General features: G+C 68.6%; 29 protein-coding genes and 1 tRNA gene. 17 read left to right on the forward strand and 13 right to left on the reverse strand.

The genetic code is table 11. The features are described from left to right. Positions 1-7: 7 nt before the first annotated feature. The 3 genes from ACFFJC_RS09115 to ACFFJC_RS09125 all read left to right on the forward strand — a co-directional run bounded on the left by ACFFJC_RS09115 (position 8) and on the right by ACFFJC_RS09125 (position 3,299). The gene (locus tag ACFFJC_RS09115; protein ID WP_379487176.1) at positions 8-991 is read left to right on the forward strand and encodes an NADPH:quinone oxidoreductase family protein; all 984 of its coding nucleotides are present in this window, start codon (positions 8-10) and stop codon (positions 989-991) included. 104 nt (positions 992-1,095) lie between these two features. After that, positions 1,096-1,527, forward strand: a complete 432-nt coding sequence (locus tag ACFFJC_RS09120; protein WP_379487177.1) for an acyl-CoA thioesterase — start codon at positions 1,096-1,098, stop codon at positions 1,525-1,527. 416 nt (positions 1,528-1,943) lie between these two features. Next, complete coding sequence (locus ACFFJC_RS09125; RefSeq protein ID WP_379487178.1) at positions 1,944-3,299, forward strand: jacalin-like lectin; 1,356 nt, start codon at positions 1,944-1,946, stop codon at positions 3,297-3,299. 107 nt (positions 3,300-3,406) lie between these two features. Here ACFFJC_RS09125 and ACFFJC_RS09130 read toward each other — a convergent pair. Next, positions 3,407-3,498, reverse strand: a tRNA-Ser gene (locus ACFFJC_RS09130). Between the two features lie 267 nt (positions 3,499-3,765). Between ACFFJC_RS09130 and ACFFJC_RS09135 the strand changes: the two genes are divergently transcribed. From ACFFJC_RS09135 to ACFFJC_RS09145, 3 genes are all read left to right on the forward strand, one after another. Beyond that, a complete protein-coding gene (locus ACFFJC_RS09135; RefSeq protein ID WP_379487179.1) occupies positions 3,766-4,602 on the forward strand; it encodes a DUF1134 domain-containing protein in 837 nt (278 codons plus the stop codon). Between the two features lie 112 nt (positions 4,603-4,714). After that, positions 4,715-5,893 (forward strand): amino acid aminotransferase, encoded by a 1,179-nt coding sequence (locus ACFFJC_RS09140; RefSeq protein WP_379487180.1) that lies wholly within the window; start codon positions 4,715-4,717, stop codon positions 5,891-5,893. Position 5,894: 1 nt separating this feature from the next. Continuing rightward, complete coding sequence (locus ACFFJC_RS09145; protein ID WP_379487181.1) at positions 5,895-6,437, forward strand: GNAT family N-acetyltransferase; 543 nt, start codon at positions 5,895-5,897, stop codon at positions 6,435-6,437. A 35-nt stretch (positions 6,438-6,472) separates the two neighbouring features. On the opposite strand, the gene ACFFJC_RS09150 is transcribed toward ACFFJC_RS09145, so the two are convergent. The 6 genes from ACFFJC_RS09150 to ACFFJC_RS09175 are packed head-to-tail and all read right to left on the reverse strand — an operon-like array spanning position 6,473 to position 10,437. Continuing rightward, entirely contained in the window at positions 6,473-7,090 is a 618-nt protein-coding gene (locus ACFFJC_RS09150; protein WP_379487182.1) for a riboflavin synthase, read from the reverse strand. Between the two features lie 3 nt (positions 7,091-7,093). Then, positions 7,094-8,068 carry a bifunctional diaminohydroxyphosphoribosylaminopyrimidine deaminase/5-amino-6-(5-phosphoribosylamino)uracil reductase RibD gene (gene ribD / locus ACFFJC_RS09155; RefSeq protein WP_379487183.1) on the reverse strand — a complete coding sequence of 325 codons (975 nt, stop codon included), beginning with the start codon at positions 8,066-8,068 and terminating at the stop codon, positions 7,094-7,096. Continuing rightward, the gene (locus ACFFJC_RS09160; RefSeq protein WP_379487184.1) at positions 8,065-8,556 is read right to left on the reverse strand and encodes a hypothetical protein; all 492 of its coding nucleotides are present in this window, start codon (positions 8,554-8,556) and stop codon (positions 8,065-8,067) included. Before ACFFJC_RS09160 ends, ribD begins: the two co-directional genes overlap by 4 nt. Before the next feature lie 32 nt (positions 8,557-8,588). Further along, the gene (locus tag ACFFJC_RS09165) at positions 8,589-9,314 is read right to left on the reverse strand and encodes a M48 family metallopeptidase (protein ID WP_379487185.1); all 726 of its coding nucleotides are present in this window, start codon (positions 9,312-9,314) and stop codon (positions 8,589-8,591) included. A 5-nt stretch (positions 9,315-9,319) separates the two neighbouring features. Beyond that, positions 9,320-9,847, reverse strand: coding sequence for a YcgN family cysteine cluster protein (locus tag ACFFJC_RS09170; RefSeq protein WP_379487186.1), 528 nt, complete (start codon positions 9,845-9,847; stop codon positions 9,320-9,322). After that, complete coding sequence (locus ACFFJC_RS09175) at positions 9,835-10,437, reverse strand: SCO family protein (RefSeq protein ID WP_379487187.1); 603 nt, start codon at positions 10,435-10,437, stop codon at positions 9,835-9,837. Before ACFFJC_RS09175 ends, ACFFJC_RS09170 begins: the two co-directional genes overlap by 13 nt. Positions 10,438-10,607: 170 nt before the next feature. Between ACFFJC_RS09175 and ACFFJC_RS09180 the strand changes: the two genes are divergently transcribed. The 5 genes from ACFFJC_RS09180 (at position 10,608) to ssb (ending at position 14,650) form a co-directional block, all read left to right on the forward strand. Further along, positions 10,608-11,171: an ankyrin repeat domain-containing protein gene (locus tag ACFFJC_RS09180; RefSeq protein ID WP_379487218.1), complete on the forward strand. Its 564-nt coding sequence runs from the start codon at positions 10,608-10,610 to the stop codon at positions 11,169-11,171. 14 nt (positions 11,172-11,185) lie between these two features. After that, positions 11,186-11,839: a COQ9 family protein gene (locus ACFFJC_RS09185; RefSeq protein WP_379487188.1), complete on the forward strand. Its 654-nt coding sequence runs from the start codon at positions 11,186-11,188 to the stop codon at positions 11,837-11,839. Positions 11,840-11,918: 79 nt separating this feature from the next. Then, positions 11,919-12,158, forward strand: coding sequence for a FeoA family protein (locus ACFFJC_RS09190; protein WP_379487189.1), 240 nt, complete (start codon positions 11,919-11,921; stop codon positions 12,156-12,158). Next, positions 12,155-13,999, forward strand: a complete 1,845-nt coding sequence (gene feoB / locus ACFFJC_RS09195) for a ferrous iron transporter B (protein ID WP_379487190.1) — start codon at positions 12,155-12,157, stop codon at positions 13,997-13,999. The genes ACFFJC_RS09190 and feoB overlap by 4 nt, the downstream gene beginning before the upstream one ends. Positions 14,000-14,080: 81 nt before the next feature. Beyond that, positions 14,081-14,650, forward strand: coding sequence for a single-stranded DNA-binding protein (gene ssb / locus ACFFJC_RS09200; RefSeq protein WP_379487191.1), 570 nt, complete (start codon positions 14,081-14,083; stop codon positions 14,648-14,650). Positions 14,651-14,712: 62 nt separating this feature from the next. Here ssb and ACFFJC_RS09205 read toward each other — a convergent pair whose 3' ends face one another. Beyond that, the gene (locus ACFFJC_RS09205; protein ID WP_379487192.1) at positions 14,713-15,249 is read right to left on the reverse strand and encodes a DUF177 domain-containing protein; all 537 of its coding nucleotides are present in this window, start codon (positions 15,247-15,249) and stop codon (positions 14,713-14,715) included. Next, complete coding sequence (locus ACFFJC_RS09210; protein WP_379487219.1) at positions 15,246-15,773, reverse strand: ubiquinol-cytochrome C chaperone family protein; 528 nt, start codon at positions 15,771-15,773, stop codon at positions 15,246-15,248. Before ACFFJC_RS09210 ends, ACFFJC_RS09205 begins: the two co-directional genes overlap by 4 nt. 164 nt (positions 15,774-15,937) lie before the next feature. On the opposite strand from ACFFJC_RS09210, the gene ACFFJC_RS09215 reads away from it, so the two are divergent. The 6 genes from ACFFJC_RS09215 to ACFFJC_RS09240 all read left to right on the forward strand — a co-directional run bounded on the left by ACFFJC_RS09215 (position 15,938) and on the right by ACFFJC_RS09240 (position 19,842). Next, positions 15,938-16,426 (forward strand): outer membrane protein assembly factor BamE, encoded by a 489-nt coding sequence (locus ACFFJC_RS09215; protein ID WP_379487193.1) that lies wholly within the window; start codon positions 15,938-15,940, stop codon positions 16,424-16,426. Between the two features lie 43 nt (positions 16,427-16,469). Further along, positions 16,470-17,030, forward strand: coding sequence for an ATP-dependent protease subunit HslV (gene hslV / locus ACFFJC_RS09220; protein ID WP_379487194.1), 561 nt, complete (start codon positions 16,470-16,472; stop codon positions 17,028-17,030). Positions 17,031-17,145: 115 nt separating this feature from the next. Next, on the forward strand, positions 17,146-18,444 hold the full coding sequence (gene hslU, locus ACFFJC_RS09225) for an ATP-dependent protease ATPase subunit HslU (RefSeq protein WP_379487195.1): 1,299 nt from the start codon (positions 17,146-17,148) through the stop codon (positions 18,442-18,444). Positions 18,445-18,514: 70 nt separating this feature from the next. Next, positions 18,515-18,913, forward strand: coding sequence for a GFA family protein (locus tag ACFFJC_RS09230; RefSeq protein WP_379487196.1), 399 nt, complete (start codon positions 18,515-18,517; stop codon positions 18,911-18,913). A 168-nt stretch (positions 18,914-19,081) separates the two neighbouring features. After that, positions 19,082-19,282 (forward strand): DUF1737 domain-containing protein, encoded by a 201-nt coding sequence (locus tag ACFFJC_RS09235; RefSeq protein WP_379487197.1) that lies wholly within the window; start codon positions 19,082-19,084, stop codon positions 19,280-19,282. A 233-nt stretch (positions 19,283-19,515) separates the two neighbouring features. Beyond that, a complete protein-coding gene (locus ACFFJC_RS09240) occupies positions 19,516-19,842 on the forward strand; it encodes a hypothetical protein (RefSeq protein WP_379487198.1) in 327 nt (108 codons plus the stop codon). Positions 19,843-19,858: 16 nt separating this feature from the next. Here the strand turns inward: ACFFJC_RS09240 and ACFFJC_RS09245 are convergent, their stop codons facing one another. The 4 genes from ACFFJC_RS09245 to ACFFJC_RS09260 all read right to left on the reverse strand — a co-directional run bounded on the left by ACFFJC_RS09245 (position 19,859) and on the right by ACFFJC_RS09260 (position 25,270). Beyond that, entirely contained in the window at positions 19,859-21,679 is a 1,821-nt protein-coding gene (locus ACFFJC_RS09245) for an ABCB family ABC transporter ATP-binding protein/permease (protein ID WP_379487199.1), read from the reverse strand. Between the two features lie 73 nt (positions 21,680-21,752). Further along, positions 21,753-22,664, reverse strand: a complete 912-nt coding sequence (locus ACFFJC_RS09250) for an aspartyl protease family protein (RefSeq protein ID WP_379487200.1) — start codon at positions 22,662-22,664, stop codon at positions 21,753-21,755. 90 nt (positions 22,665-22,754) lie between these two features. Continuing rightward, positions 22,755-24,278: an oligosaccharide flippase family protein gene (locus ACFFJC_RS09255; RefSeq protein ID WP_379487201.1), complete on the reverse strand. Its 1,524-nt coding sequence runs from the start codon at positions 24,276-24,278 to the stop codon at positions 22,755-22,757. Beyond that, entirely contained in the window at positions 24,275-25,270 is a 996-nt protein-coding gene (locus ACFFJC_RS09260) for a glycosyltransferase (RefSeq protein WP_379487202.1), read from the reverse strand. The genes ACFFJC_RS09255 and ACFFJC_RS09260 overlap by 4 nt, the downstream gene beginning before the upstream one ends. Between the last annotated feature and the right edge of the window lie 649 nt (positions 25,271-25,919).

Genomic DNA, 25,919 nt, shown 5'->3' on the forward strand with positions numbered 1-25,919 from the left:
TCGCGCCGTGCCTCTAGCCGTGATCGGGGACGCCTTCGGCCCACCCGAAACCTACCAGCTCCGCGCCTTCGATCCCGGCCCGCCGCAACCGGGCGAGGTGCGCGTGGCGATCAAGGCCGCCGGCGTCTCCTACGTGGACGTCCTGACGGCGATGGGGCAGTACCAGTTCAAGCCGCCGCTTCCGTTCATTCCCGGCAGCGAAGCCGCGGGGGTGGTCGAGGCGCTGGGGGCGGGCGTCACCGGCCTCGCGGTGGGAGACCGCGTGTTCTGCAGCGGGCTGGGGGGGCTCTTCGCGCAGGCCAACACCTTCGCCGCCGACAAGCTGACCCGCGTGCCCGACGCCATGTCGCTGGAGGCCGCGGCGGTATTCCCGGTCAACTACATGACCGCCTACTACGCGCTGGCGGACCGCGCGCGTGCCCGGCCGGGCGAAAGCCTGCTGGTGCTCGGCGCGGCGGGAGGGACGGGCCATGCCGCGGTCGAGGTGGGCAAGCACCTGGGCCTGCGCGTCATCGCCTCGGCCTCCAGCGCCGAGAAGCGCGGGGTGGCGCTGGAGGCTGGCGCCGACGCGGTGGTGACGACCGGCGCCGCGGACTGGCGCGAGCAGGTCCGCGCCGCGAACGGCGGCGCGGCGATCGACATCGTGTTCGATCCCGTGGGCGGCGACGCGACCGAGCCGGCGTTCCGCAGCCTGGGGTACGACGGGCGGCACCTCGTCATCGGCTTTCCGGCCGGCATCGCGGCCTTGAAGACCAACCTGCCGCTGCTCAAGAGCGCCAGCCTGATCGGCGTGCAGATGCGCGACCACGCCCTCAAGCGCCCGCGCGAGGCGGAGGAGAACCGGCGCAAGGTCATGGCGCTGGCTGCGAAGGGCATCTTCGCGCCGCGGATCGCCCGCAGCTATCCGCTGGCGGACTATCGCGCGGCGATGGAGGCGGGCTTCTCCGGCCAGGCCGCGGGGCGGATCGTCCTCGGACTGGAGGAGGGCTGAACCTCGGGTCGCGGCCGGATAATGCGGCCGCGGCGGTCCCGGAGAGGGGGGGAGCCTTCGCGCCCATATCGGGGCTGTCACAAACCGGTGATATCCCAAGGGGCATGACCTGCGCCCAGAAGCACGAATGCCCGGTGACGATCGGGCCCGAGGACATCGACTTCATGGGTCATGTCAACAACGCGACCTATCTCAAGTGGGTTCAGGCGGCGGTGATCGCGCACTGGCGGAGTGTCGCCTCGCCGGCGGCGGTGGCCGCCTACCAGTGGCTCGCGCTGCGGCACGAGATCACCTACCGCAAGCCCGCCTTCCTGCGCGACCGCCTGATGGCGCACGTCGTCCTCGACAAGGTGAAGCGCGAGAGCGCGTTCTACGACACCACGATCCGCCGCGGCGACGAGGTGATCGCCGAAGTGAAGTCCCGCTGGTGCTGCATCGAGGCCGCCTCGCGCCTGCCGGTGCGCGTGGCCGACGAGGTCGTCGCGATGTTCTTCCCCGAAGCCGCCGAGGCTGGCCCGGTCTCCACACCGGGCTAAGGGGTCTCGACCCGGGCAGCTTCGTGACTCTTGAAGCAGGACGCCTCTGACAGGCGGGCCTCGCCAAGACTTCCGCAGATGTGCGCTTCCGTCCCGGCCTGGCGATCTGTTGCGTCCGGAGCAGCAATCACGAGCGGCACACGTCTGCCTCGCGTGCCCGGTGTGGCGCTTATCGGGGATGCCCGCCCCATTGCAACAGGGCGACTTCAAACCTCCCATTTACCTATTAACTGCCGAAAACGATGGTCACTTCCTGCCGCTGTACTCAGCAAGGAAATTACAATGTTTACTTAATCAAATTAAAATTGGATTCGACTCTGCAAAAACAGAAGATATCACTGTGTCACCTCACGTACTTGGATCTTGATTCGCGTCTTTTGCGCACAAGTATACTTATATTGTGTCTAACTCTCGAAATGGAGTTTCAGGTGATGGCAGGCGTTCCTTCTGCAGACGTAATCTTCATTGCTGAAGCCGCAGAGATGCGTCTGCCGCCAATTGGGACCGTTATCCTCCAAGAGGAACTTGGTTACAGCGAGATCGACTGGAACAGCCTTTTGGAAACGGCTCTCGTCACGGGCTTGAACGAGGTGCCCGTCGTCGGCAATCTGCTCAGCGGACTTGTGGGCGTCTTCTGGCCGGACGACAAGGACGACCCGAAGGTCGTCTGGCAGCAGATCAAGGATGATGTCGCGCAACTGTGCCATGACTTGATCGATGAACAGAGGGCGCAGGGGCTCCTTGACGAGATACTCGGCATCGGTAACGTCATCGATCGCTACTTGGAGGCGCAAGGAGATCAGAAGGGGCAGTTCTTCACGGTCCTTCTGGGATTGCTCGAGGAGCAGGAGCCCAACTTCTTTCACCAGACGGCGCCACAGTTAACCCTGACGTATCTCGTCGCCATGGGGACGCTGAAGCTCACCGCGCTGCGGGACCAGGCGCAGTTCTTCGAGACGATATACGGCTACGAGGATCCGAATAAAGCGCTGCACGAGCAGATGGTCGAAGATACAATCAACAAGTATATCACTGCCGTGCTGGTATCCCGCGACACGGCCTTCTCCTGGAGAGTCAGCAAGATCGTCGCGAACAAGGACGACTCGTCCTGGTTCGGGGAGCACTACTGGTATGTAACGGATGTTCTTACGGGATTTTATCAGAAGATCCCGTACAGCCGGCGAACCGGCGATTCCGAGGCGAAGCGCGACGCCGAGGGGCTGCGTGAGTTCATCCGCACGCAGGAGGGCCACAAGTTTCTGGCGAACCTCGACTACACGCTCAAAGCCTCGAAGCTGTGGCCCTACTTCAATCCCCGGAACCCGAACAAGCCGGATAAGCTGGCGGTCTTTGCGACGAGCGGGCCGTATGGAGGCTCGAACATCGCAACGTCGTTCCGCGACGATCCGCGTGGGCTCCCGATCTCGAAGATTGTCCTTCATGCCGGCGATCGCGTCGATGGGCTGGAGATCTTCTACGGCGACGTGAGCGGCGGCTTGCACGGCGGTCGCGGGGGAACGCGGCACGAACTGGTACTCGAAGCGGGTGAGACAATCGTCTCCGCCCATGGCCGCGGGGGCGGCACCATCGACGCTTTGCACTTCCGGACATCGTCCGGTCGCGAGTTCGGAGCGGGCGGCGGTGGGGGCACGCCCTTCGAGGCAGCGCCGCCGACCGAAGTCGATGCGGCGCTCTATGCGATCGCGGGCCGGCAAGGCTCCAAGTCGCTCGAACGCATCCAGTTCGAATGGTGCTATTACGTGCCGGGATAAGCCCTGAAGCGGTCCGCAGAGGAGCAGCGATATAGCGCTGGAAAGCGGACGTTTGCCCGATTTTCGGGCGGCTAGCGCACAAGCAGCGACGCTGGCGAACAGCGCGCTGGCGGAGACGCCGGGATTCGAACCCGGGGTGCCCCCTTAAGGGCACGACGGTTTAGCAAACCGCTGGTTTCAGCCACTCACCCACGTCTCCGGATGCGGCTCAGGCGGGCCCTATAGCCAGAGGTATCGGCGGCGGCAAGGGGGTGAAGCAGGCGATTGTTCGATTGTTGGCAGCTGGAACGCCGGAAGGGGCGACTCGCCCCGCCGCAAAAGCGACTCGGACCATCGCCCGTTCATTGCGAGGTCAGGCGCGGTGGATTCTTGTGGGATGGCACCGGTTTACCGCGCAAGGGGCGCGGGGGGCGGACGTGCCCGACCTTGCTGCGGCGGGTCGGGTCGCGCCATGGAGGGTCAAGGTATGCCAAGTCGCAAGCAATCCATCGCAGCAGGCGCACGGGCCGGGAGGCCGCGCTCGCTGGTGGCGCTCGCGGCAGCGCTGCTGGCTCTCGTCGCGCCGCTGGCGCCGGCCGCCGCGCAAGTGACGACGGTCGATCCCGACGCCGCCATCGACGCGGATCTCAACCAGGGCACCCGCTTCGAGCCGGCCCCTGCCGATCCCTATGCCGCGCCGCCGGCCGCCGCCAACGGCACCCCGATCGAGAGCGCGCCGGGGAGCGACTGGGGCACGCCCCCCGCGCAGGCGCCTTCCACCCCGAGTACGACGACGTCGACGACCACCAGCGCTCCGCCGCCGCCCGTCGGCGATTCGAGCGCGACCTACCGCGAGGACGACCTGATCGGCGCGGCCGAAGGCGTGTTCGGGAAAGGCGCGAAGGGGCTGGCCGACGTCATCAAGGACCTGCTGGCCAAGCAGGGCGAGCCCAACGGTTACATCGTCGGCCGCGAGGCGGGCGGTGCCATCGCGGTCGGGCTGCGCTACGGCTCGGGCACGCTGCACCACAAGATCGAGGGCGAGCGCCCGGTCTACTGGACGGGTCCCTCCATCGGTTTCGACGCGGGCGCCAATGCCGGCAGCGCCTTCGTGCTGGTCTACAACCTCTACGACACGCAGGAGCTGTTCCATCGCTTCGGCGCGGGCGAAGGGCAGGCCTACCTCGTTGGCGGGTTCACCGTCAGCTACCTGCGGCGCGGCAACATCGTGCTGATCCCCGTGCGCGCCGGCGCCGGCCTGCGGCTGGGGGCCAACATCGGCTACATGAAGTTCTCCGAGGAGCAGCGCTGGCTGCCGTTCTGACAGCTTTGGGCGCGCCGGGTGGGGCCGGCGCGCAACATCCTTGCCGCCGCGGGCGGGCAGGGCGCACTCGCCTGTTGCGCCCATGGGCCGGCAGGGCTAAGGGCCGCCCGCCATGCTCAACGACCTCAAGCAACAGCCCGCCGACGCGCTCCTCGCGCTGATCAAGCTCCACAACACGGACCCGCGTGCCGACAAGATCGACCTCGGCGTCGGCGTGTACCGCACCGGCCAGGGCGACACCCCCGTGTTCGGCGCCATCAAGGCGGCCGAGGCCAAGCTGGTCGCCGAGCAGGACTCCAAGGCCTACCTCGGCCCCGAAGGCGACATGGGCTTCGTCGAGAAGCTGATGCCCTACATCTTCGGCAAGGACAGCGCCGACATGGGCGGCCGCATCGAAGGCATGCAGACCCCGGGCGGCACCGGCTCGCTGCGCCTGGCGCTGGCGATGGTGAAGCGGGCGGGATACCGCCGCGTGATCGTCGGCAAGCCCAGCTGGCCGAACCACAACCAGATCTGCGCGGACCTGGGCCTGGAGGTGTTCGAGTTCAACCACGCCGCCGCCGACGGCACCACCGACATGGACGCGCTGCGCGCCGCCATCGCCTCGGCGCAGGAGGGCGATGCCATCCTGCTGCACGGCTGCTGCCACAATCCGACGGGCATCGACTACACCCACACCGAATGGGACGAGATCGCCGCGCTCCTCGCCCAGAGCACCATCCTGCCGATCATCGACCTCGCCTACCAGGGCCTGGGCACCGGGATGGAGGAGGACGCCTACGGCCTGCGCCGCGTCCTCGTCGCCGTGCCGGAAGCGCTGGTGAGCTATTCGTGCGACAAGAACTTCGGCCTCTATCGTGACCGCGTGGGCGCGCTCTACGCGATGGTGGCCGACCCGGCCGACCTGTCCAAGGTCATGTCGAACGGCCATGCGCTGGCCCGTGCCAACTGGTCGCAGCCGCCGGACCATGGCGCCGCGGCCGTGCGCCTCGTGCTCGAGGACGCGGAACTGACCGCGCAGTGGCTCGACGAGCTCGACCAGATGCGCGACCGCATGCGCCAGGTCCGCGCGAAGCTCGCCGCGGCGGGCAAGACCGGCGGCGTCGACCTGACGCCGGTGGGCGGCCAGAACGGCCTGTTCTCGATCGTCCCCTTCACCCCGGAGCAGGTGCAGGCCATGCGCACCAAGCACGGGATCTACTTCGCCGCTTCCGGCCGCATCAACGTGGCCGGGCTGACGATGGCGAACATCGACCAGTTCGTCGCCGCCGTTGCCGACGTCACGGCCTGACATGGACCGGCAGCCGGTCCTCGAAGGGGACCGGCTGACGCTGCGTCCCCTGCAGCCCGACGACTGGGACGCGCTCTTCGCGGTGGCGTCGGACCCGTCGATCTGGGCCGTCCACCCCTCCCACGACCGCTGGCAGGAGCCGGTCTTCCGCGCCTTCTTCGAGGATGCGATCGCCGGGGGCGGGGCCTTCGCCATCGTCGACATGGCCAGTGGGGCGATCATCGGATCGAGCCGCTACGGCGTGCCCGAGGCCGAGGCGGCGGACGAGATCGAGATCGGCTGGTCGTTCCTGGCGCGCAGCCACTGGGGCAAGGGCTACAACGCCGAATTCAAGCGCCTGCTGATCGCCCATGCCCTGCAGCACTACGAGCGCGTGACCTTCCAGGTCGGGATCGACAACGTGGTCTCGCGCAAGGCGATGGCGAACATCGGCGGCATCCTCACCGACCGCACCTGCCGGCATGAGCGCGGCGGGGTGATGGTTGAGCACGTCGTCTTCGCCATCACCCGCGAGAGCTTCGCAAGCGGCCCGCTGCGGGGCTGACGCGGGTCGGCGCCGTCAGGCGCCGCAAGCCGCGCCTAGCTGCGCAGCGACTGTATGCGCTGCAGGTAGCGCGCGAGGACGTCGATCTCCAGGTTCACGCCGTCCCCCTCGCGCAGGGTACCGATGGTGGTGACCTCGGCGGTGTGGGGGATGATGTTGAGCGTGAAGCGACAGGTGCCGTCGGCCTCGTCGGCGACCTCGTTGACCGTCAGCGAGACGCCGTCGAGCGTGATCGAGCCCTTGGGCGCCAGGTAGGGGGCAAGCTCTCGCGGCGCGGCGATGGTGAAGCGCAGCGAGTCGCCGACCGGCTCCACGCGGGCGACGGTGCCGACACCATCGACGTGGCCAGTGACGATGTGGCCGCCCAGTTCGTCGCCCAGCCGGAGCGCGGGTTCGAGGTTGAGCCTGCGCCCTTCCTCCCAGCGGCCCGGCACGGTGCGGGCGACCGATTCGGCGGAGATGTCGACCGCAAACCAGGCGTCGCCGGCGATGCCGCCCTTGTCCACCACCGTCAGGCACACGCCCGAGCAGGCGATCGAGGCGCCCATGGCGATGCCCGCCGGATCGAACGGGCAGGCGATGACGGCGCGCAGGTCGCCGCTCTGGCGCGCCTCGCGGATGGTGCCCTGGGCAGTGACGATTCCGGTGAACATGGCCTAGCTTCCAGTGAGATCGCGGGCGTCGTAGACTTCGAGCGTGTCGATGCCAAGCGTGCGGCGCTCGGCAAGCCGCCACCGGCCGTGCGCCGCGGCGAGCGAGGCCAGGCCGAAATCCGCGATTCCCTGGCGGCCGCCCAGCAGCACGGGCGCACGGTATACCAGCAGCCGATCGACCAGCCCGGCTTGGAGGAAGGCGGCGGCGGTGCTCGCGCCGCCTTCGACGAAGAGGTGCAGCACGCCGTCCATGGCGTGGATCGCCGTGGGCGCGGGCAGGGCACGCCAGCCCTTGGGCGCGGCGCCGCGGGTCAGGACCCAGCGGGCCGGGCCGCGGGCCTCCAGGCCGGGCAGCCGCACGTCCAGCCGGGGTTCGTCGGCGCGCAGGGTGCCGCCGCCGACCAGGATCGCATCGGCGCGGGCGCGCATCGCATGGGTATGCGCCCGCGCCTCGGGCCCGGTGATCCACTGGCTTTCGCCGCTCGGCAGGGCGATGCAGCCGTCGAGCGAGAGCGCGAGCTTGAGCGTGACTTCGGGTCGGCCGAGGCGCTGGCTGGTCAGATAGCCCGAAAGGCTGGCCGCGCAGGCGGGGGAGGGCAGGAACGTGGCCTCGATGCCGGCCGCGCCAATACGCTCGAGGCCGGCACCCGCGGTGCGGGGATCGGGGTCCATGCAGCCGACGACCACCCGGGCGAGGCCGGATGCGCTCACCAGGTCGGCGCAGGCGGGTCCTCGCGCGGAGCGGTGGGCGCAGGGTTCCAGGGTGACATAGAGAGTGGCGCCGTGCGCCGCCTCGCCCGCCGCGGCCAGCGCGATCGCCTCGGCATGGGGCCGCCCGCCGGGCCGGGTCCAGCCGCGCGCGACGACGCGGCCGTCGCGCACGATGACGGCGGCGACGCCCGGGTTGGGCCGGCTCAGCGGCCGCGCACGCGCGGCGAGCGCCGCGGTGGCGGCCAGCCAGCGCGCGTCGTCGCTCACCGCGCGGCGGGATCGGGCGTGAGCTTGGGGGCCTCCACGCCCGAGCGGCGCAGCGTGGCGTCGATCCGCTCGCGCTCCGCCTTCTCCGCGGCGGCGTCCTGCGCGTCGGCCTCGCGCGCGATCTTCTCCACGTCCATGCCGGACATGCGGCCGATGGTCTTGTAGAGCTCGCGCACTTCCTTGTCGCGGCGGGCCAGCTCGCGCGCGTTGGCCTCCTTGGCGGCCTGGTTCGCGACGTTCTCGGCCATGATCTCGGCGTCGGTGCGGTGCTGCTTGAGCACCGAGATATAGGTCACCTTGGGGGGCGGATGGGGGCCCTTAGCCTCCTGGGTGCTCATCACGTAGAAGACGCCGAAGGTGCAGGCGGCCGAGACCGCGGCGATCCGCCAGCGGTTGTGGCCCGCCTGTTTCCACACTTCCACGAAGTCTCCCACCATGCCGGTGGGCCGCACGTCTTTCCAGTAGCCGGAGCGCTTGAACAGAAACATGGCCCCTATCTAGGCGCTAATGGGGCCTTACGCTACCCGAACGGCACGTAGAGCGTGCGTCCGTTCGCCTTGAGCCAGCGATTGGCCTCGTGGACCGATCCCTCGAAGATCGTCTTGAGCAGGTGGTGGAAGGCGGGCGAATGGTCGAAATGGACCAGGTGCGCGACCTCGTGCGCCACCACCGAGCGGCGGACCGCGTCGGGCGCCATGATGAGCCGCCAGTTGATCCGGATCGCCCCGTCGTGGGCACAGGACCCCCACCGCCGCTGCGCGTTCGAGAGCGCCAGCGGCGGGCAGGGTTGGCCTGCTCGATCGCAGTATTCCGCCAGATCCGCCGCTGCCAGGGTGCCCGCTTCGGCCTGCAGCCAGCGCTGGAGCCGGGCGGGCAGCGAGGCCGCCGGCCCACCGACGCGCAGCACCTCGCCAGAGACGGCAGGCTGGCGCGGCGCGGCCGGATCATGGGCCAGCACCAGCGCAGCGCCGCGGAAATGCAGGACCGCCCCGTCCGCGATCGGGGTGGCGGCCGGCACCGCGGCGAGCTGCCGCGCCAGCCACTCCCGCCGGCTCCGCGCGAAGCCCAGCGCCTCCGCGGTGCGGGTCCAGCGCGGGATCGAGATGCGCACCTCGCTGCCATCGGGAGCCAGGCGCATGGTCATGCGGCGCGCCCGCTCCAGCCGCCGGATGACAACCGGCAGGCGGCGCCCGGCGACGTCCACGACCTGCTCCTCGGCCGGATCGCGGCGCAGCCAGTCGAGCATCCGGGCTAGCCGTTCCGCCCGGGCGGGGCGACGTCCCAGGGCTCCAGATCATCGTCGTCGTCCCAGTCCGCCGCGTCGTCCTCGTCCTCGCCGTAGGGCCACACGATATGGTTTTCGAGCGGGCCGGCCACGGTCTCGGAGATGACCTTGCCGGCCACCGACATCCCGGCGCGGTGGACGGCGTCGCGATCGCCGCAGACGAGGTAGTGCCACTCCGGCAGCGGGTCGCCCTCGGCCCTCAGGCGGTAGGCGCAGCTCGGCGGCAGCCAGGGGAGCCGGCCCGCGGTCTCGGGCGTCAGGCGCAGGCAGTCGGGCACGTGGTTCCGACGATGGGCGTAGTCGCTGCAACGCCCGGTCTTGAGGTCGAGCAGCTTGCAGGCGACGTTGGTATGGTAGATCTCGCCGGTGTCGGCGTCCTCCACCTTGTGGAGGCAGCACTGTCCGCAGCCGTCGCACAGTGCCTCCCACTCTTCGCGGCTGAGCTGGTCGAGGGGACGCTCCCAGAAGGGCTTGCCTTCGCTCACTTCACCCACTTGGCAAGGTCGGCGGCCACCGCGTCGGGCCCCTTGTCGGTGGCGAGGATGGCGATGGGCTTGCCATCGGGATCCATCAGGAACGCGAACCGGCCATGGTCCATCAGGTAGCCGCCGGCGGTCTCGGGCCCCTTCGAGTAAGGGGTGGCGAAAGCCGCGGCCGCCTGCTTGACCTGCGCGGGGGTGCCGGTCAGGCCCAGCAGGCGAGGGCCGAAGGCGCCGGTCCATTCGCCGACCACTTCGGGGGTGTCGCGTTCCGGGTCGATCGAGATGAAGATCGGCTGCACCTTCGCGGCCTGCGCGGCATGGCTCTTCTCGAACAGGGCGAAGCCGCGCATCATCGCCTGAACGTCGAGCGGGCAGGCGTCGGGGCAGAAGGTATAGCCGAAGTAGACGATCCGCCACCGGCCCTTGAAGCTGTCCCAGGTGACGGTCTTGCCGTGCTTGTCCACCAACGTAAAGGGGCCGCCGATCGCCGCGCCTTCCAGCGGCGGGCTCTCGTCCGCGCCCTGCCGGCCGCAGGCGGCGAGCGGCAGCGCCAGCGAGAGGCCCAGGGCCAGGAAAGCGAAACGGCGGAAAAGGTAGGTCATGGCGCGCCGCTTCATGACCTGCTAGACGATTCCATGCAAGGTGCGGCGGCGCCAGCTGCCCGAAAGACGTGTTCCTGGAGGAAGTTGAAGTGTGGAAGATCCCGACCCGCAGCCTGCTGGACGCTCCCCGCGCGATCCTGAGGGCGGCGCTACCGGCGCTTGCCATCAGCATGGTCCTGGCGGGGCCGGCCCACGCGGACTTCTCTGAAGGCTACAAGTTCCTCGAGGCGGTGAAGAAGAAGGAAGGCGAGAAGGTCGAGCAGGCGATCATGAACTCGTCGCAGATCATCAATTCCAAGGACGTCACCACCGGAGAGACCGCGCTGCACATCGTGACCGCCCGTCGCGACCCGACCTGGCTGAGCTATCTCATCGCCAAGGGCGCCAACGTCAACGCCGCGGACGACCGGGGCCGCACGCCGCTGGAACTGGCGGTGAACCTGGGCTGGCGCGAGGGCGCGACGATGCTGCTGGACAAGAAGGCGTTCCCCGATCCGTCGAACGACGCGGGTGAGACGCCGCTGATCTTCGCGGTCCATCGCAAGGACGCGCAGATGATGAAGGCCCTGCTGGAAGCCGGCGCCAATCCCGACCGCGCCGACAATTCGGGCCGCAGCGCGCGCGACTATGCGAAGATCGAAGGGGGCCCGGGTAACCTGCTGTCCACCATCGAGACGTACACCAAGAAGAACGCCGGCAAGGCCGCGGGCCCCGTCTACGGACCCACGTTCTGAAAGGGGCCGGCGTGATGCAGGAGGCCTCCTCTCTCGACGAGCTGCGGCTCCAACTCGCACCGGCGGTCGCCAGCGCGGCGGTGTTCGACGGCTGGACCCCGGAGGCGGTGCGCCAGGCCGCCCTGGCCGAGGGTATCGACCCCGCGCTCGCCGCCTACGCCTTCCGCGATGGACCGATGGCGATGATCTCCGCCTGGATCGCGCATGTGGATGCCGCCATGACTCTGGCGGTGGGTGGGGACGCCTTGTCCAACATGCCCATCCGCGAGCGCATCCGTCGCCTCGTTTCGGCACGGCTCGAGGCCGTCGCCGGCCTGGAGGAGGCGCTGACCCGGGCGCTCTCGATCATGGCGATGCCGCAGAACCTGGCGGCTTCGGCCCGGCTCGCATGGCACAGCGCCGATGTCATGTGGCGGCTCGCGGGAGACACCGCGACCGACTACAACCACTACACCAAGCGGGCGATCCTCGGCAGCATCTATGCGGCCACGCTGCACGTGTTCGCGCGCGACGCCAGCGAGGGAAAGGCCGAGACCCGCGCCTTCCTGGACCGTCGCATCGAAGGCATCATCCGCTTCGAGAAGGCCAAGGCGCAGTTCGTCCGCCGGCCGGAGGAGCGCTTCAGCGTCACGCGGATGCTGGGCCGGATCCGCTATCCGGCGCGGTGAGCGCGCGGCGCCGGAAAGCGTCTATCCGTCTATTGCGAGCCAGTTGCAATTAAGGATGTTATCTGGCAGCGGGGCCGGCATGACTCTCGACTTGCTTCCCATCGGCCAGGCGGCGCGCATCGTCGCGATCGACTGGCCCGCTCTCGTCCAGGAAGAGGCGCGCCGCTTGCGGGCGCTGGGCATGGAGGAAGGCGCGCGGGTGTCGGTGGCGCACAGGGGCATCCTGTGGTGGCGCGATCCCATCGCCGTCACCATCGGCCGCATGACTGTGGCCGTGCGCCGCGCCCACGCGGCCGCCATGGAAGTGGAAGCGCTGTGAGCCGGCAACGCAAGGTCGCGCTGGTCGGCAACCCGAATGCCGGCAAGAGCGCATTGTTCAACGCGCTGACCGGCGCCCGCCAGAAGATCGCGAACTACCCGGGCGTTACCGTCGAGCGCAAGTCCGGCCGCTTCGTGCTGCCCACCGGCGAGCCGGTCGAGATGACCGACCTTCCCGGCGCCTATGGCCTCGACCCCACCAGCCCGGACGAGGAAGTGACCTCCAAGGTCATCCGCGGCGCCTTCGAGGGCGAGGCGATCCCCGACGTGCTGGTGATCGTGCTCGACGCCTCGAACCTGGAACAGCACCTCGTCTTCGCGCAGGAAGTGCTGGCACTCGGCAAGCCGAGCGTGGTCGCGCTCAACATGGTCGACCTTGCCGAGCGCGACGGGCTCGTGCTCGATGCCGCGGTGCTGGCCGAGGAACTCGGCGTGCCGGTGATCCCGACCGTCGCGGTGCGCCGCCGCGGCTTGGCCGAACTGGGCGAAGCGATCGCCGCGGCGGGCACGCGCCACCCCGGGCCCGGCCTCACCGATCTCGGCCCCACCGAGCGCCGCGTGGCCGCCCATGCCATGGCGCACGCGGCGATCCTCTCGGAATCCCGGCAGCATCGCCTCCATGCCAGTCTCGATCGCCTGTTGCTCCACCCTTGGGCCGGCTTCGCGGTCATGCTGGCGATCCTCTTCGTCGTGTTCCAGGCGGTCTTCGCGTGGGCGACCCCTTTCGCGGACGGCATCGAGGCGACCATCGGCGCGCTGCACGACGGCGCGCAGGCGATCCTGCCGGAAAGCATGCTGCGCGACCTCATCACCGAGGGCGTCATCGCCGGCGTCGGCTCGGTACTGGTGTTCCTGCCGCAGATCGTCATCCTCTTCGCCTTCATCCTCGCGCTGGAAGCCTCGGGCTACATGGCCCGCGCGGCCTTCCTGATGGATCGGCTGATGGCCTTCGTGGGGCTGTCCGGACGCAGCTTCATCCCGCTGCTCTCCAGCTTCGCCTGCGCCATTCCCGGGATCATGGCGACCCGCTCCATCTCCGATCCCAAGGACCGGCTGACGACGATCCTGATCGCGCCGATGATGACCTGCTCCGCGCGCCTGCCGGTCTATACCGTCATCATCGGTGCCTTCATCCCGAACACCGACGTCGGGCTGGGCATCGGGCTGCAGGGCCTGGTGCTGTTCGCGCTGTTCCTGGCGGGGATCGTCGGCGCCATCCTGGTGGCGCTGATCCTGCGCCGTTCGATGACCAAGGGCGCCGCCTCGGGCTTCATCATGGAAATGCCCAAGTACCAGATGCCGCGTCTCAAGGACATGGCCATCGGCCTGTGGCAGCGGGCATGGATCTTCCTGCGCCGCGCGGGCACGATCATCTTCATGGTCACGGTGGTGCTCTGGCTGCTGCTGAACTTCCCGAAGGCTGCACCGGGCGAAAGCCAGGTCGATGTTTCCATCGCCGGCAGAATCGCCGACGGGCTGGCCGTGGTGGTCAAGCCGATCGGGTTCAATCGCGACATGGCGCTGGCCCTGATCCCCGCCATGGCAGCGCGCGAGGTGGCCGTCTCGTCGCTGGCCACGACTTATGCGGTCGATGCGGGCGATGGCGAGGACGAGCAGGCGGCGGAACTGGGCGACCAGCTCAAGGCCCGCTGGACGCTGCCGATGGCGCTGGCCTTCCTCGCCTGGTTCGTCTTCGCGCCGCAGTGCATGTCGACCATCGCGGTGACCCGGCGCGAGACCAACGGGTGGAAGTGGCCCGCCTTCATGCTGGGATACCTGTTCGCGCTGGCCTATCTTGCGGCAGGTGCGACCTACTGGATCGCGGTGGCGGCGGGGTTGTAGAAAACAGGGGCGGCGTGACTCGCTAGGCCCGGCGCGTTTCGCTACCCCGGCGGTCATTCCAGATTCGAAAGCGATTCCCACATGGCAGGCAGCGTCAACAAGGTCATCATCGTCGGCAACCTCGGCGCCGATCCCGAGGTGAAGTCGTTCCAGAACGGCGGGCGCATCGCCAACCTGCGCATCGCCACCTCCGAAAGCTGGAAGGACCGCGCCACCGGCGAGCGCAAGGAGCGCACCGAATGGCACTCGGTCGTGCTCCAGAGCGACGGCCTGGTGGGCGTGGCCGAGCGCTTCCTGCGCAAGGGCTCGAAGGTCTACATCGAAGGCCAGTTGCGCACCCGCAAGTGGCAGGACCAGAACGGCAACGATCGCTACACGACCGAAGTTTCGGTCGGCGGCATCGGCGGCGTGCTGACCATGCTGGATGGCGCCCCGGGCAGCGGCGGCGGCAGCGGCGGTGGGGGCGGCCAGCGCTCGGGCGGCTGGAACGAGGGCGGCGCCTCTGGCGGTGGCCAGCGTTCGGGCGGGCGCTCGGGCGGTGACGACTGGGGCCGTTCGGGCGGCGGGGATGACTGGGGTCGCAGCGGCGGAAGCTCTGGCGGCTCGTCCGGCGGTTTCGGCGACGACCTGGACGACGACATCCCGTTCTGAGGAACGGCCCGGCGGGGAGGGCCGCTCAGCCCTCCTTGCCCAGCTTCAGTCCTTGCCCATCTTCAGTCCTTGCCCATCTTCAGTCCCTTGAGTGCCGCGAACGGTCCCTGATCCTCGGGCGTGCCGATGCCGGCGGCCTGACGCGCGGCTTCCGCCTCCGGGCCGGTCAGGAACGGGTCGATCGCCAGCGCCAGGCTCTGCGCCACCGCTTCGCCCAGGTCGAAGTGCGTGCCGTCATACTCGATGTCGTCGAGATCCTCGGCACTGAGCTCGACTTCCTCGTCGGGCACGTGCGCGGTGCTGCGGGGCACGAAACGGAAGAACAGCGGCTCGTCGATGGACACGTCGAGGTCCTCTGCGGAGACGGCACAGGGCTGCACGATCTTCGCCTTCAGCGTACCGTTCGCCTCCACCACGAAGCCGCCGGCGCGGTCGCGCGTGGCCAGTTCCACGTCGGCCACCAGGCTGTCGATCCGCACCAGTCCGAAGCGCTCCGCAAGCGCGGCGCGCTCGGCCTGATCGGCTTCGAGCCGGGGTTGCTTGCCCTGCGCCTGCCGTACGTCGAAGGGGCGCGAAAATTCCGGGTTGGGCGTGCTCATCGCGCGATCCTTCCTGCCAGCAGGTCGACGTCGGAGAGGGCGTCCACCTGCGCGTGAAGCCGGCGAACCTCGGCGACAAGCTGCGCCCGATCCGCAGCCGCCACCAGCGTGACGTTGCGCGCCAGCACCTCTGCCAGCACCCCGTCATCTTGCGCCAGCCCCTCCCGCAGTGCGCCGATCCGGCCGCCCAGCACGCTCATCAGGCGACCCATGTGCTTGCCGACGACCAGATCGCCCAGACCCGACTGGCGCAGCTGGCCGTCCATGTCGTCGACGAACAGTTCGGTCAGCCGCACCGAAGGCGTGATGAGCGCATCGTCGTGCGCCTTGTCGCGCTCCATGCGCAACATCACCAGGGCCATGACGAGCGTCACCGCGTCGAACCGCCCGGGGACGGTGTCGGCCACGCCGCAGTCTGAATACCAGTGCGTCTCCCGCGCGATCTCGACGATGCGGTGCCACAGGGGCCGGACCGCATCGCGGGAGTCGGGTCGCCGGGAAAGCAGGCGGGAGAGCAGGGACACGGGCGGGCTGACCTTTCGTTCGGAGTCGTTCACGGGCAATTCAAGCGGGCGGCCCCAACGCCCATTGCGCGGGCGCTATGAGGGCCTTAAGGCCAGTGGCGATATATGGGTCGGGCGGCTGCTGGCAATGGCCGGCCTCGCCTCCATGAGTGCGGAGTGTTGAAATGCGCAAGGTTGGTCTCAAGGTCAGGACGGCGGGCATGGCCCTGGCGCTCGTCGCGCTGGTCGGCGGCTGCACCTCCATCCGCGACCACCGCGGCTACCTGATCGACCAGACGCTGCTCGACTCGGTCCAGCCCGGGATCGACAACCGCCTGTCGGTGGAAAAGACGCTCGGCCGTCCGACGTTCGAGAGCCAGTTCGGGCAGAAGGACTGGTACTACATCTCGCAGACCGTCAAGACGCCGCCGTTCCGCAGTGCTCGCACCGCAGAGCAGACCGTGCTGCGCGTGCGCTTCGATCCCGCCGGCAACGTCGTGGGCGTGGACAAGCGCGGCTTGGAGCAGGTGGCGCGGCTCGATCCGGACGGCCACACCACGCCGACCCTGGGCCGCCACCGCAGCCTGCTCGAGGATCTGTTCGGCAATATCGGCGCGGTCGGCACCGGGGGCGCCGGCACCGCGCCGCAGGGCCCCGGCCCCAACGGCAGCTGATCCGCTTCTTGAACGTTGCGCGCCGCGGCATATATCCGCGGCCATGAACAACGACGGGGCGAGCCACGGCCTCATCCAGTGGCACGGGACGACCATCATCGGGGTGAAGAAGGGCGGCAAGACCGTCATCGCCGGCGATGGCCAGGTCTCCATGGGCAATACGGTGATGAAGCCGAATGCCCGCAAGGTCCGGCGCATCGGAGAGGGCGGCAAGGTCATCGCCGGCTTCGCTGGCGCCACCGCCGATGCCTTCACCCTCTTCGAGCGGCTCGAGCGCAAGCTGGAGCAGTACCGCGGCCAACTGATGCGCGCCGCGGTCGAGCTCGCCAAGGACTGGCGGACCGACAAGTACCTGCGCAACCTCGAAGCCCTGATGATCGTGGCCGACGCGGAGACGCTGCTGGTGCTGACCGGCAATGGCGACGTGCTGGAGCCGGAGGGCGGCATCGCCTCGATCGGTTCGGGCGGCAACTACGCGCTGGCCGCGGCACGCGCGCTCGACGCCTACGAGGCCGATGCCGAGACCATCGCGCGCAAGGCCATGCAGGTCGCCGCCGACATCTGCGTCTTCACCAATGACCGCGTGACGGTCGAGACCGTCTGATCACCCTTCGGGGCGGGCGCAGGCCCGATCGCTTGCGGGCCGGCCGTCGTCGACCAGGGCGGACCGTGCCGCCCCCCTCTTCCCTGACGGAGAGGGCTCAGGAAAAGAGAACGATATGAACGACAATCTCACGCCCAAGGCGATCGTCGCCGCGCTCGACGCGCACATCATCGGCCAAGCCGAGGCCAAGAAGGCGGTCGCCGTCGCACTGCGCAACCGCTGGCGCCGCCAGCGCCTCGCCGCCGACCTGCGCGACGAGGTGACGCCCAAGAACATCCTCATGATCGGGCCCACGGGGTGCGGCAAGACGGAGATCAGCCGCCGGCTCGCCAAGCTGGCCGATGCGCCCTTCGTGAAGGTGGAAGCCACCAAGTTCACCGAGGTCGGCTACGTCGGCCGCGACGTCGAGCAGATCGCGCGCGACCTCGTCGAGGAAGCCATCCGGCTGGAGAAGGAGCGTCGTCGCGAATCGGTGCGTGAAGCGGCGAGCAAGGCGGCGATGGACCGCCTGCTCAATGCCCTGGTGGGCGAGGGCGCTGCGGAGGCGACCCGCGCCGCGTTCCACCAGCGCATCACCGAGAATGCGATGAACGAGACCGAGGTGGAGATCGAGGTGGAGGACAGCCCGGCCACGCCGATGGAGATCCCGGGCATGGGGGGCTCGGTCGGCATGATCAACCTCGGCGACATCATGGGCAAGCTCGGCGGCCCGCGCATGAAACGGCGCAAGATGAAGGTGCCCGACGCCTGGGACAAGCTGGTTGACGAGGAGTCCGAGCGGCGCCTCGACCAGGACGACGTCGCGCGCGTGGCGCTGGCGAATGCGGAGACCAACGGCATCGTCTTTCTCGACGAGATCGACAAGATCGCCGTCTCCGACGTGCGCGGCGGCTCGGTCTCGCGCGAGGGTGTGCAGCGTGACCTGCTGCCGCTGATCGAGGGCACCACGGTCGCCACCAAGTACGGGCCGATGAAGACCGACCACGTGCTGTTCATCGCCAGCGGCGCCTTCCACGTCGCCAAGCCCAGCGACATGCTGCCCGAGCTGCAGGGCCGTCTGCCGATCCGCGTCGAGCTCAAGGCGCTCACTGAGGAAGACTTCGTGCGCATCCTCTCGGAGACGCGCGCCAACCTGGTCGCCCAGTACAAGGCGCTGCTGGAGACCGAGCAGGTCACCGTCGAGGTGACGCCGGGCGCCATCCAGGAGGTCGCGCGCATCGCCGCGCAGGTGAACGAAAGCGTCGAGAACATCGGCGCCCGCCGCCTGCAGACGGTGATGGAGAAGCTGCTCGAGGAACTCAGCTTCGAGGCCGAGGACCGCAAGGGCGAGACCGTGATAGTGGACCAGGCCTACGTCCGGGCGAAGCTGGAAGGGCTGGCCGGCAACGCGGACCTGTCTAAGTACATCCTCTAGCGGCCGGAGTGCATTTGTTCCTTGAATGTTCCTGCCGATCACGTAGCTTCGTGCGCAAAGGAGGATTGCGATGACGCTTCAAGGAGGATGCCATTGCGGGGCGGTGCGGTTCGCCGTGGAAGGCGACCCGCAGCACGTCGCGTTCTGCCATTGCGCCGACTGCCGCAAGTCGTCGGGCGCGCCGTTGATGGCCTGGGCCGCGTACCCCGCCGATGGCTTCGCGCTGACGGCAGGGACCCCGGCGGTCTACAGCTCGAACGGTGATGCCCAGCGCCACTTCTGCGCCACGTGCGGCTCGGGCCTGTACTACGTGAACGAAGCGGCGTTGCCGGGCCTGGTGGACATACAGGTGGCCGCCCTGGATGATCCCCAAGCCTTGCCGCCGCAGGCGCACATCCAAGTCGCCGAACGCATCGGCTGGATGGAGGACATCGCGTCTCTCCCCCAGTTCGAACGGTTCCCCGACTGAGCGGGGCCACGCTCTCGCGCTTTGGTGATGCCACCGGTGACTGCACCGTCGCGGCAGGACATGACGTCCGGAAGGCGGCGCGTCGTCCAAGTGGCCCCCGCATCGCGGGACTTGCCAGCGGGGCTTGAGTGGTTAGGCATCTGATCCTGGTTTGGGAAAGGCTGCCACATGTTCGAGACACCCGAGGACCGCCCCGTGTACCGCCTGCTCACCGGCAAGGACGATCGCGCCTTTTGCGAGCGAGTGTCCGAAGCTTTGGCGCAAGGATGGCGGCTCTACGGCTCGCCCTCGCTCTCGTGGGACACTGCCGAAAACTGCATGAAGGCGGCCCAGGCCGTGGTCTGGCATCAGGCTGACGTCGTGAAGTGATCCGAAGGAGCCGGGACGCACCGCCCGGCAGTGCTGCAAGCCAGCTCGCTCTGCCCACGAAGGCAGCGGCCGCGGCCCACGCGTCGAATCGTCGTCCCGAGGCGAAGCCGGCTCTTGAGCCTTTTCCAGGTGGAATCCGCAAGCCCTCGGGTGTTCGCCTCGATTGCAGCACGGCCCAAGCGCTTGCGGGTTGCAGCGGTGGCCCGGGAGCAGGGATGATGAGGGGTGCCTAGATGATGGCGTCCCCGAACTTCCCGGAGAACGACATGGTCCGCAAGACGACGGCCGCCCTGGTCCTCATGCTACCCGCTGTCCCCGCACCCGCGCAGGACATCGTGCCGATCATCTCGCCCGGCCAGGCGGCCGAAGGCGTGTTCCATCGCTCGCGCAGCGAGGCCGGCGGCAATCGCGCGCGGCAGAGGCCGGCAAAGCCCCTCGCGGGCACGCTCCAGGCGCGCAAGCGCGCCTGTGACGATCGCGCGGACTATCGTCGGCATTACGGGGCGGATCACCCTCAAGTGCTGAAGCTGGAGGCGCTGTGCCGCGAAGCCGGCTACTGAGCCGCGCCGCGCGCGATCACTCCGCCGCTTCGCTCATCGCGTCGGCCTCGGCCGCCTGGCGCGCCCACATCTCGGCATAAAGGCCGCCCTGCCGCAGCAACTGCGCATGCGTGCCGCTTTCGGCCAGCCGCCCTTCGTTGAGAACGAGAATGCGGTCCGCGTCGGCGATCGTGGAGAGCCGATGCGCGATGGACAGCGAGGTCCGGTGCTCGGTCACCCGGTGGAGCGTCGCCAGGATCTCCTGCTCGGTGCGGGTGTCGAGCGCGCTGGTCGCCTCGTCGAGAATGAGGATCGGCGGGTTCTTGACCAGCGTGCGGGCAATCGCCACGCGCTGCTTCTCACCCCCCGACAGCTTGAGTCCGCGCTCGCCGACCTCGGTGTCGAAGCCCTGCGGCAGACGTTCGATCAGGCTTGTCAGCGCCGCCCCGCGCGCGGCCGCCTCGATCTTCGCAACGCCGGCGCCGTCGCGGCCATACCCGATGTTGTAGCCGATGGTGTCGTTGAACAGCACCGAGTCCTGCGGCACGATGCCGATCGCGGCTCGCAGCGAGGATTGGGCGACCTCGCGGATGTCCTGCCCGTCGATCAGAATGCGGCCCGAAAGCGGATCGTAGAACCGGAACAACAGCCGGGCTATGGTGGACTTGCCCGCTCCCGAGGGGCCCACGATGGCGAAGGCCTGGCCCGCGGGCACCTCGAACGACAGCCCGTGGAGGATCCGCCGGTCGGGTTCGTAGCCGAACACCACGTCGTCGAACACGATCGAAGGCTCGCGCACCACCAGTGCAGGCGCGGCGGGCGCGTCCGGGACCTCGACTTCGGTGTCCAGCAGGCGGAACATCTCGGCCATGTCGATCAAGCCCTGCCGGATGGTGCGATAGACCATGCCGAGCATGTCGAGCGGGCGGAACAGCTGGACGAGGTAGGTCTGCACGAAGACGAGCTGCCCGGCCGTGTACTGGCCGCGCCACCACCCGTAGACGGTCCAGGCCAGAGCACCGGCCATCAACAGGTTCACCACCACGCCCTGCGCGATGTTCAGAAGGCCGAGCGAGTTCTCGCTCTTGACCGCGGCCACGGCATAGGCGCGCGTCGCCTGAGCATAGCGCTCCTCTTCTCGCTTCTCGGCGGAGAAATACTTCACCGTCTCGTAATTCAGCAGTGAGTCGACCGCGCGGGCAAGCGCCTGCCCGTCGAGCCGATTCATCTGCTCGCGCAGCTTGGTCCGCCACTCGGTGATCGTGCGCGTCACCCAGATATAGGCGACGATCGCCACCCCGGTGGCGAGGACGAGGCCGATGCCGAAGTTGACGTAGAAGATCACCGCCACAACTGCGAGCTGCAGCACGGTGGGGGCGATGTTGAACAGCATGAAGTAGAGCATCGTGTCGATGCTCTTGGTCCCACGCTCGATCGTCTTGGTGACCTCGCCGGTGCGGCGGGCGAGGTGGAAGCGCAAGGACAGCCGGTGAAGCTGGCCGAAGACGTTCTCGGCCAGTTGCCGCGTCGCGTCCTGTCCCACCCGCTCGAACACGATGTTGCGCAGATTGTCGAAGCCGGTCTGCGCCATGCGGCCCGCGGCGTACCCGAGCACCATAATCATCGTGAGCCGGATGAGCTTGGGACCGGTGGTGCCCATCAAGTCCACCGCCCACTTCATCAGGTAGGGCAGTACGAGCTGCGTTGCCGTGGAGAGCACGATGAAGACGCAGGCCCAGACGATCCGCCAGCGCAGTGCGTGGTCGTCGCGTGGCCACAAGTACGGCAGGAAGCGCAGGAGCGTGCGCCAGCCATCGTGGCGGGCGCGGGAATCGGGGGCGGGGTCTTCGGGAGGCATTCCCGCCTATGTAGGGCGCGCGGTTCGCGAAACAATCCGGCCACCGACGGACATTGCCCGTCGGAGTGCGCGCTCAGTCCGCCTTGGCGAGGTCAAACAGGACCTTGCGCGTCGAGAAGTCGATCGCCACGCGCTTGAACGCCCGCAGCTCGCGCATGCCCAGGAACAAGGCCGGCCGCCGATCCAGCTTGAGCTCCCCGAACGCCGGCGCATCCGCATAGCCGATGACGACATTGGTCACGCCCATGCCGCCCAGCTCCAGCTTTCCCGCGACCTGCAGGTCGATCGGCAGCTCGTGTCCGGTCACGCTGGTCAACACGCCCACGCCGCGCTGGGGCCCCCGCACCTTGCGTGCCAGGGCCCGCTGCAGCGCGCGGTTACCGACGGTGCCGCTGGCGCCGGTGTCGATGACGACGTCGGCGCGCACCCCGTCGACCTCGGCATTGGTCAGGATCAGGCGGCCGGACCGGTGCTTGGCACGCACGACGATGTCGAAGCCGTCGCGACCGCCCAGATCCGACGCATCGCCGATGCGGATCGTGTTCCGCGCGAAGTCGAGGAGGACGCGTTGGTGCTGCAGACTGTCGGTGCCGAGGATCCCGTCGGCGCCGATGTTGCCGCGCTCCAGCAGGGGCACGGTGAGGTCGTGGAAGGCGCGCTCGCCGAAGGCGATCGAGCGCACTTTCGCGGTCGCGACGTCGAAGGCGCCCGCCATCCCGATCACGCGGACCTGCGGGCCGGGCGCCAGGCCCAGCACGCCGGCGAGGGTGGTCGAGACGACGGTGCGCTGCGAGCCCGTGTCGATCAGGAAGCGATAGGGCCCGGCACCATGGACCGCTACGTCGATCGTCATGCGCGCGTGCTGGTCGGCCTCTCCCTGCAGCACCACCGCGTCGGCCGCTTCGCCGCTGAGAGGAACGGGCGTGGCCCCGAGGATCACGGGATCGGCGATCAGCATCGCCAGCGCCAGGCTCACTCCGGCCATCGCATCCTCCCAGCGCGAGTCTTCCGCGCGTTTATGAGGAGGATGGTACCACGATCTTGCGCACCAGGCGAGCGCTGCAGCACTTTCGTTTCAAGGCTCACCGCCGGTATTTCGCGTCGGCAGGGCGCCAGCGACGTGAGCGGCCATGTCGGCGATGTCTGCTCGTGCCGGGTGGTGCAGGAGGAACAGCCCGCCCACCCAAGCCAGCGCGCAGGCGGCTCCGGTAGCGGCAAGCTCGGCCAGTCCCAGCGTGCCGGGGGTTCGCCAGTGCGTCACGGCCAGCAGGGCCGGCGCGGCAGTGGCGAACGCCAGCAGGCCGCTCCGAGCGTAGATGCGCAGCGCGGCACGCCAGCTGAAGCCGATCAGGCGTTGCAGCCACGCGGCGTAGAGACCGAACCAGCACAACCCGTAGACGATGCGCGAGCCGGCCGCCGCCTCCAGGCCGATCGCGGCCCCGGCGGCGAGAGTCGCTACCGAGATGGCGGTGTCGACGATGTTGAACCAGAACAGCCGGCGCATCCGCCCGAGCAGGATCGGCAAGTCCATGTGCAGCGGCAGCGCGACGAAGCAGCATTCGGCCAGCGCCACGAAGGCGAGGAGGGGTGCCGCATCGACCCATAGCGGCCCGTAGAGGAGGAGGATCACCGGTTGGCTCAGCACGGCGAGCAGCGCCATCGCCGGCCAGACGATCGCGCCGTGCGCCGCGAGCACGCGCTCGTAGGAGGGGCCGAGCGGCTCGCATTGGTCGCGCAGCCTGGCGAAGGCCGGGAAGTAGATCGCGCTCACCGCCCCGACCACCAGCGTGTGGAGTTGCGCGGCCAGGGCGGCGCCGCGGCTGAACAGGCCGGCCGCGGTCATGCCCTGCAGCCCGCCGACGACCATGTCCGGCGTGCGGACGCCGATACCGCCGCTCAGGTAGATCGGGGTGGCGGCGGCGCTGAACCGCAGGATCGCGCGGACCTCTGCCCGGTCGATGCCCCGACCCGGCGGTGTCGGCTGGGCGATCTGCGCCACCAGAGCCCGCACCACCGCCTGCGCCACGGTGCCCCAGGCCAGCGCGAAGGAGGAGTACCCGAGCCAGGACAGGGTCAGGGCGACGCCGCTGTTGGCCACTGCTCCGGAGAAATTGACCGCGAAGGTCCGCCGGAAATCGAGCCGGCGCGCGAGGAGCGCGATCGGCACCACGCTCCAGGGGACGAAGCAATAGGAGACCGCAAGGAGGTGCAGGATCGGCTCGATCCGCGGCTCGTCGTAAGCCCAGGCGAGTGGGCGGGCGAGCGCGAAGACCGTCGCTGCCAGTACCGCGGCAAGCACCAGCGCGACGGCCGTGCAGGAGCGCACCACGGTGCGGTCCGCCGTCGGATGGCGCCCGATGTAGCGATGCAGGCCGAAGTCCTGGATGATCGAGAGCACCATCGCCGCGGCGAGCGCCACCGAGAACAGCCCGATCTCGTCCGGGCGCAGGAAGAAGCGCGAGATGATGACCGAGGTGACGAACTGGAGTGCGAACAGACTGTACTGGCTGGACGCCGCCCACAGCGCGGCCGACTTGACGCTTCCGGTGCCGCGCCGGCCGATGGCGGCAGTGCCGGTCGCGTCGCCCGCCGCGGTCACGCGCTGCGCGCCAGGATCGCGGCCAGGCGCAGCGCCCGCACAGGCGCACCGAACCGCAGCAGACGCGCAACCACCCGCCACATGCCGGTGCGGTCGCCGCCTTCGCCAAGATAGCGGCACAGCATCTCGAAGCCTTCACCGCGCAGTCCGGCGCGCGAATAGACCAGCGACGGCGCCACCCGCGCACGAACCCAGCGTGCCACGCCCTCCCGGCCGAAGAGGGCGTCGAGCTCATCGACGGGCGGCAGGCGCTCGAGCCTGGCGGTGGGATCGGTGCGCCCGGCTGCTCTTTCGCGGTGGGCCAGATAGGCGATGGCAGCGCCGACCTGCTGCTCGGTGGAATGCCGGCTCGAAACCTGGTTCTCGTACCGGCGGTAGCGGATCAGGCGTTCGGGCAGGTTGCCGATCTGCGTCACCTGCGCCAGGCGCAGCCACAGGTCGTAGTCCTCGCAGTGGCGAAAGGCAGCGTGATAGCCGCCCACCGCGCGCACCACCTCGGTGCGGTACATCGCGACCGGATGGCAGATCAGCGGCGCGAAATGCTCGATCGCCTCGAGGAAGGCGGCATGGTCGATGGGGTGGTCCGGGGTGCTCACGGGATAGGGCGCGCCGTCCCTGTCGATGTCCTCGGTCCAGCTTCCCACGACCCCGTAGTCCGGGTTCTCGTTGAGGAACGCGATCTGGCGCGCGAAGCGGTCGCTGCGCGAGATGTCGTCCGCGTCCATGCGTGCGATCACGGGCGCGCGCGCCATGGCCAGCAGCGCGTTGAGGCTTGCGACCAGCCCGCGGTTCTGGCGGAAGATCGGGACGATGCGGCTGTCACGCCCGGCATAGCGGCGGATGATGGCGGGCGAGGCGTCGGTCGAGCCATCGTCCAGTATCAGGAACTCGAAGTCGGCGAAGTCCTGCGACAACACGCTCTCGATCGCGGGCGCCAGGAACCGCTCCCCATTGTAGACGCTCATCGCGACGCTGATCGCCGGTGTCGGCATGGATGATCTCGGTTGTTGCCGCGCCGTTTGGCGGCGCGGGAGTGTGCTGCGGGTTACCGTCGGCTTGGTAAAGAAAGCGTTGGGGGTGTTCGTCCCGGGAGGCACCGGCAGTGGGCGAGCCGAAGCTGGCGGCGGCGAAGGCCTTTGTCGGGGCTTTCGTCGCACTGGACAGATTATCCAGGGAAAACAGCGTTTCAAGCCGACGCCAACTTTTTTAAAAAAGGGTTTGACCGAATCGTGGGTGGTCCTTAGAGGGCGCTTCACCGCAGCGGAACACGCCGGTTTCTACCGGTTTCTGAAGCGGTCGCCCATAAGGACGGACAGCTGGTCTTCCCCCGATCGCAAGAAAGCGGGGAGCGATGGTTGTCCGGCTTTACTGTTCGGCGCGGGTCCTTTTGGGGCTTGATGGTCTTTGACATTGTTGGTTTTAGATGAAGGGACATGTGGGCGACGGCGCCTGCGCCTTGGGAGCTTCGGGCTCTATGGCGTAGTATAAATCAGCCGATGCCTTATGTGTCCTTCGTATCCATTACGTTTGACAAGTGCAGGTATCGGCTCCCGAAGGTTTCGATGTTGTGCGGTTGGCGGCTTTCGGGCTGTACCGCGTGGCATTGTTTCACAAACTTGAGAGTTTGATCCTGGCTCAGAA

Source organism: Novosphingobium soli (assembly GCF_042432915.1).
GTDB classification, from domain to species: domain Bacteria; phylum Pseudomonadota; class Alphaproteobacteria; order Sphingomonadales; family Sphingomonadaceae; genus Novosphingobium; species Novosphingobium soli.

Bases quoted from the DNA above. Each gene is read 5' to 3' on its own strand.
- ACFFJC_RS09260 (WP_379487202.1), bottom strand. From the start codon at position 25,270: ATGCCGACACCGGCGATCAGCGTCGCGATGAGCGTCTACAATGGGGAG.
- ACFFJC_RS09120 (WP_379487177.1), top strand. From the start codon at position 1,096: ATGACCTGCGCCCAGAAGCACGAATGCCCGGTGACGATCGGGCCCGAG.
- ACFFJC_RS09180 (WP_379487218.1), top strand. From the start codon at position 10,608: ATGGTCCTGGCGGGGCCGGCCCACGCGGACTTCTCTGAAGGCTACAAG.
- ACFFJC_RS09145 (WP_379487181.1), top strand. From the start codon at position 5,895: ATGGACCGGCAGCCGGTCCTCGAAGGGGACCGGCTGACGCTGCGTCCC.
- ACFFJC_RS09245 (WP_379487199.1), bottom strand. From the start codon at position 21,679: ATGCCTCCCGAAGACCCCGCCCCCGATTCCCGCGCCCGCCACGATGGC.
- ACFFJC_RS09190 (WP_379487189.1), top strand. From the start codon at position 11,919: ATGACTCTCGACTTGCTTCCCATCGGCCAGGCGGCGCGCATCGTCGCG.
- hslU (WP_379487195.1), top strand. From the start codon at position 17,146: ATGAACGACAATCTCACGCCCAAGGCGATCGTCGCCGCGCTCGACGCG.
- ACFFJC_RS09150 (WP_379487182.1), bottom strand. From the start codon at position 7,090: ATGTTCACCGGAATCGTCACTGCCCAGGGCACCATCCGCGAGGCGCGC.
- ACFFJC_RS09165 (WP_379487185.1), bottom strand. From the start codon at position 9,314: ATGCTCGACTGGCTGCGCCGCGATCCGGCCGAGGAGCAGGTCGTGGAC.
- ACFFJC_RS09240 (WP_379487198.1), top strand. From the start codon at position 19,516: ATGATGGCGTCCCCGAACTTCCCGGAGAACGACATGGTCCGCAAGACG.
- ACFFJC_RS09235 (WP_379487197.1), top strand. From the start codon at position 19,082: ATGTTCGAGACACCCGAGGACCGCCCCGTGTACCGCCTGCTCACCGGC.
- ACFFJC_RS09185 (WP_379487188.1), top strand. From the start codon at position 11,186: ATGCAGGAGGCCTCCTCTCTCGACGAGCTGCGGCTCCAACTCGCACCG.
- ACFFJC_RS09140 (WP_379487180.1), top strand. From the start codon at position 4,715: ATGCTCAACGACCTCAAGCAACAGCCCGCCGACGCGCTCCTCGCGCTG.
- ACFFJC_RS09175 (WP_379487187.1), bottom strand. From the start codon at position 10,437: ATGACCTACCTTTTCCGCCGTTTCGCTTTCCTGGCCCTGGGCCTCTCG.
- hslV (WP_379487194.1), top strand. From the start codon at position 16,470: ATGAACAACGACGGGGCGAGCCACGGCCTCATCCAGTGGCACGGGACG.
- ACFFJC_RS09205 (WP_379487192.1), bottom strand. From the start codon at position 15,249: ATGAGCACGCCCAACCCGGAATTTTCGCGCCCCTTCGACGTACGGCAG.
- ssb (WP_379487191.1), top strand. From the start codon at position 14,081: ATGGCAGGCAGCGTCAACAAGGTCATCATCGTCGGCAACCTCGGCGCC.
- ACFFJC_RS09160 (WP_379487184.1), bottom strand. From the start codon at position 8,556: ATGTTTCTGTTCAAGCGCTCCGGCTACTGGAAAGACGTGCGGCCCACC.
- ACFFJC_RS09135 (WP_379487179.1), top strand. From the start codon at position 3,766: ATGCCAAGTCGCAAGCAATCCATCGCAGCAGGCGCACGGGCCGGGAGG.
- ACFFJC_RS09125 (WP_379487178.1), top strand. From the start codon at position 1,944: ATGGAGTTTCAGGTGATGGCAGGCGTTCCTTCTGCAGACGTAATCTTC.
- ACFFJC_RS09250 (WP_379487200.1), bottom strand. From the start codon at position 22,664: ATGGCCGGAGTGAGCCTGGCGCTGGCGATGCTGATCGCCGATCCCGTG.
- ACFFJC_RS09230 (WP_379487196.1), top strand. From the start codon at position 18,515: ATGACGCTTCAAGGAGGATGCCATTGCGGGGCGGTGCGGTTCGCCGTG.
- ACFFJC_RS09215 (WP_379487193.1), top strand. From the start codon at position 15,938: ATGCGCAAGGTTGGTCTCAAGGTCAGGACGGCGGGCATGGCCCTGGCG.